We start from the raw sequence: 4,092 nt of genomic DNA, 5'->3' as shown, positions 1-4,092 counted from the left end.
CCCAAAAAGCCATATTTTAATGCTCTTTCATAATGGCTTGTACGATCCTCCCCTTCCAGAATCGGTCCTGCATCCTCCTGGCCCGGAAATAGGACTTCCAGTATTCCTTTATCCAACATCTGCTTATCCTCCGTTATGCATTATTGAAACAGCTCTTCCCCATATTGATTCAAGAAATAATCTGGATAATTTTTACGATAAAAGCTATCAATTTGCACAAGCAGAGGATCTTTCTCCGGATATGGCTCAGGATCTTTAAACACCATTTTCGCTTCTGGAGTATTCATCAATATATCCTCAAAGTGTTGAGGAACTGGCAGCCCACTCTTTTTCCTTACATGAATTAGGAACAAGATTTCATATGGATAGAATCCATACCGGTAGTCACCAAATTCGATAGATTTCCCCAGTTCGGAGGCCAACTCAGAATGATAATTGATCATTTGTCCTATCAAAGCGGTTATTTCTTCTTCTATAGGAGTTGACCAGCATTTCAGTACTTTATCGTAAATCCCCAAATCGTCAGGTAGAAGATCATTTCTGAGGTCTTTGCTCTCAAGCTCCTTTTTGACAAAAGTATAGACATTCCGGCTAGCCCCTAAAAGAGTTTTATTTCTATACTGTAAGTATAGCTCCAGCAAAAACCACGTGTGCTTGTTCCAATCATTAGATGAAATAAAACGATCTGATATATATGCAGCAATAAAATCAAAAAGAATTCTTTCTTCTTTCTGCCAACCGAACATTGTAAAATGAATTAAGGTCGAAATTATTTCCTTAAATGTATAATCCACTGTCGAATTAGGATATCGGATTCTATATAACTCCTGCGATATACATTGATAAAATACAGTGGGGTACATCAGTTTTAATCCTTCAATTCGATTTGTATTTTGGACTAATACTTCCTCTTTCCATGTCATTAAATAGTTATCGTATATCGTTCCAAGATTAATTAACAAGACATGATCCCTGTCTACATTATTGGATTCAACAATATCAACAATTTTACTTATACACCTCTCATACTCCGTTTTCCCATGCTCAATAAAGCTTTCATTGACAAAGTTTTTGCGATATTTTTTATAGGACATGCTTAATTTTTTAGAATTTAGCATTAGATTCTCCTTCATAAAAATTATTCTATTCTTTTTGACCAATCCCTGATTTTCAACTCATCTACTCCAAAACCAATATCCGTTTTCTTTAAATCAGCTTCAACCCTGATAAAGTCTATCTCTAATTCATAGTTTTCCTCCTTTAACTGTTTATACCTATCATTAAAACCAGCATATCTGGGATCATTACTAAATCGCATTTTCTCGAAATACTGTCCTCCACCTGACTTCTGAGCATCAGAGTAAACAAAGTGGGCTCTCTCCGAAGTCTTTGCTTCAATAATAGTTAGCTTTGGTGGTGGTCCTTTAGATAAAAACGCACCATCTAATCCGTTCCTACCCTTCTGAAATAGTGACGAGACGTCATCGCCGAGATTATTTTGCTTAGCGACAATTCTCGCTACCTCTTCACCAAAGTTTCCTTTGTCATGATTATAAACAGTTGATGTTGTACCAATTTTTCTTTCATGCTCTTTAGCCAGCTTGAGATCAAATTTTTCGCTTATATCATCCGTTGCGTCAAGTTTATTGGCAAGCTTGCTTTTTGCAGTAATGATTTTGTTTAAGCTAGCTTTATTTCCCCCTGCAAGCTCGGCAACCTTAAGTCTTTCAATATCATCTAGCTTTTTAAGATTGGAATGAGCAAAGCGATCGAGTTCAACCGGCTTCATTCCATCTTTCTTTAATTTTTTAAATTCTTTATTGAAGTCCTGCTCCTTGATGTCCTTCATAGTCCCATCAGCCAGCAACACCCAAGGATTAACCTCGCCATACAGACGAATATGCTTGCCCTTACGCACCAGCTTAAACTTCTTGAACTTGAATTTCTGCAGAATCCGGTCCAGCAGGCCCCGGAGATTTTTGGCCCCCTTCATGAGCCCCTTTTGCAGGCTCTTAATCACGATTTTACCATTACGTATAATCATGCTGCCGCTCTTGGAGGCCAGCTTGGCCCCGGATTTCAGCAGGCTCTTGATGCCTTTGGCTCCTGCGCCTACAACGTTCTTCACCCCGCTGGCTGCCGCTCCGACGCCCTTCTTGACAGCTTGTCCGGCTTTCTTGACTCCTGTTCCTATGGCCTTGAAGCCCAGCTCCATTGCGAGCTCAACGAGTCCCATGGCCAGTGCCGTTGCGAGCGCGATGGCCGCAGGTTCAATCATCTTCTGCCAGCCCTGGCTCAGGTAGGTACCAATATAGCCGGAGGCCTGGACAAGGGTCTGCGCCACGGATTTAATCGCATCTGCCTGCAGGTATACGGTGATGATTTTAATAGTCATCGGAAGCTTTCCAAAAAGTTACTGAGAGAATAAAGAAAAAAGAAGGTCGATTATTCAGTTATTAAACTGAAATCGACCTGATGGATTGATAGTTAGAGGTTATGTGAAAAATGTGAAGAGTTTGTCTTTACTCGTAGAAAGACTACTTTTGGGACAGCCTCTGTATGAATATTATTCTGTTTTATATAGTGATTGTATAAATTCTGTAAAGCTCAATGCTGTCAATCTTACTAACTCTTTGATTAAACCTTTATCTTCATCCAAATGGGTTAGATCACAATAATATACTCTTCCTATATCTTCTCCGCTAACAGCCAAACATATGATGTTGTTCATAGGGTCTCTACCAATAGGGAGAAAATTTGAAGGAATTATATTAGTTAGATTATATTTTTGATAGAATCCTTCGATACTATGCTCTTCTCTTACATCAAATGGAAAGAAAAGCATAATTGAAGAAGTTACGACTTCATCCAACGTTTGAAATCTTCTCAAAACGCTTTTACCACCATTATATTTTTTTATAAATCTCTTATAATCACTTGGCAAAATGAGATTGTACTTTGATTCAAAAACAACTAGCTCCTGCTCTAAAACCGGTTCAAATGAAAACTCAAATTCAATTTCCATAGATACAACCCCTCTATTCTGCAGAATATAATCCATTTAGTAATTCTGTAAATGTACTACAAACAGGAATTATTGCATCCTCCCCAATCTCCTCATGATCATAAAATATTATTTCAGGTGACTGAACCTTTAAGCGATAATCGAAACATAATAAATTTCCAAACGGATCTCTTGCAATAGGTACAAGTCCGGCAATTGAAGTCTCTTCTTCAAAATCATAAAACATTGTTATATTTAAATTATCATTTGTGAAGCTTAATAAATTATTTAATACTCCCTGTTCACCGTCGTTCATATCGAAGCAATTCGGTTCTGGGTAACCTCCGTTATACAGTTGAATGCATCTCTTATAATCTTCTGGAAACTTTACTCCAAAATTATTTTCAACTAATTTTATTAGTGTTTCATCGTGTAATTCTTCGCCATTAATCCACTTATTCACTCCCATACCATCATCTCCAATATATTCTTTTTTATCTTACCTTTTCTTCCTTTTCGTCCCCCCCCCCAAATGGCTCTGCCTCCTGTATGACCAGAAACTTGATGCTCAAAATAATCTATAATTTGCATCCGCCCTGCTTCCTGATGATGATGCCAGGTAAAAGTATCCGGTACTTTGCCTTCTTTTAGTAGATTTCTTTCAGCTGCAGTAAATTTTTTTGCGAGTTCTGGGTTTTCTAATATTTCTTTATATAACTCCTTTGAAAGGTAATCGAATTGAACTTTATCAGACTCAAGGTAATATTTTTCAGGTAAAGTTATATCATGCTTGGAATCAAGTATTGGATATCCTTCAGCATCATATTTAACTCTATACTCCTTACCACTTTTTTTAGAAAGAAAAGTATAGGTAGTGGTTCCATCTTCATGAGGCTCCATTTTTTTATAATTTCTCGGTTTGTTAGGTTTCTTATTATACTTAGATTGTTTTCTGGCAGCATCCTCCATCGCATTATCATAAGCGCTTTGAAATTTATCAGGATCTTTCGTTTTAAGGTCTATTAGCTTAATACGCGGATTAAATATCCCATAGAGAATAATATGATTCTTTATGCGTTCCAACTCAA

Annotated in this window: 5 protein-coding genes; all 5 read right to left on the bottom strand. The window is 37.3% G+C overall.

Annotated features, from left to right (window positions below; genetic code table 11):
* Positions 1–140: 140 nt before the first annotated feature.
* The 5 genes from C162_RS29955 to C162_RS29935 all read right to left on the bottom strand — a co-directional run bounded on the left by C162_RS29955 (position 141) and on the right by C162_RS29935 (position 4,087).
* On the bottom strand, positions 141–1,118 hold the full coding sequence (locus C162_RS29955) for a hypothetical protein (RefSeq protein WP_036701034.1): 978 nt from the start codon (positions 1,116–1,118) through the stop codon (positions 141–143).
* Positions 1,119–1,138: 20 nt separating this feature from the next.
* Positions 1,139–2,395 (bottom strand): hypothetical protein, encoded by a 1,257-nt coding sequence (locus C162_RS37180; RefSeq protein ID WP_235218576.1) that lies wholly within the window; start codon positions 2,393–2,395, stop codon positions 1,139–1,141.
* Between the two features lie 171 nt (positions 2,396–2,566).
* The gene (locus tag C162_RS29945) at positions 2,567–3,025 is read right to left on the bottom strand and encodes an SMI1/KNR4 family protein (RefSeq protein ID WP_036701032.1); all 459 of its coding nucleotides are present in this window, start codon (positions 3,023–3,025) and stop codon (positions 2,567–2,569) included.
* A gap of 13 nt (positions 3,026–3,038) precedes the next feature.
* Positions 3,039–3,473 carry an SMI1/KNR4 family protein gene (locus tag C162_RS29940; RefSeq protein ID WP_036701029.1) on the bottom strand — a complete coding sequence of 145 codons (435 nt, stop codon included), beginning with the start codon at positions 3,471–3,473 and terminating at the stop codon, positions 3,039–3,041.
* Positions 3,464–4,087 (bottom strand): HNH endonuclease, encoded by a 624-nt coding sequence (locus tag C162_RS29935; RefSeq protein WP_442792483.1) that lies wholly within the window; start codon positions 4,085–4,087, stop codon positions 3,464–3,466. The genes C162_RS29940 and C162_RS29935 overlap by 10 nt, the downstream gene beginning before the upstream one ends.
* Positions 4,088–4,092 lie beyond the last annotated feature (5 nt).

Origin of the sequence: Paenibacillus sp. FSL R7-269 (genome assembly GCF_000517865.1) — a bacterium.
GTDB lineage: Bacteria > Bacillota > Bacilli > Paenibacillales > Paenibacillaceae > Paenibacillus_AQ.
Note: the sequence above shows the minus strand (reverse complement) of the source record. Positions and strands in the feature narration are given on the sequence as shown.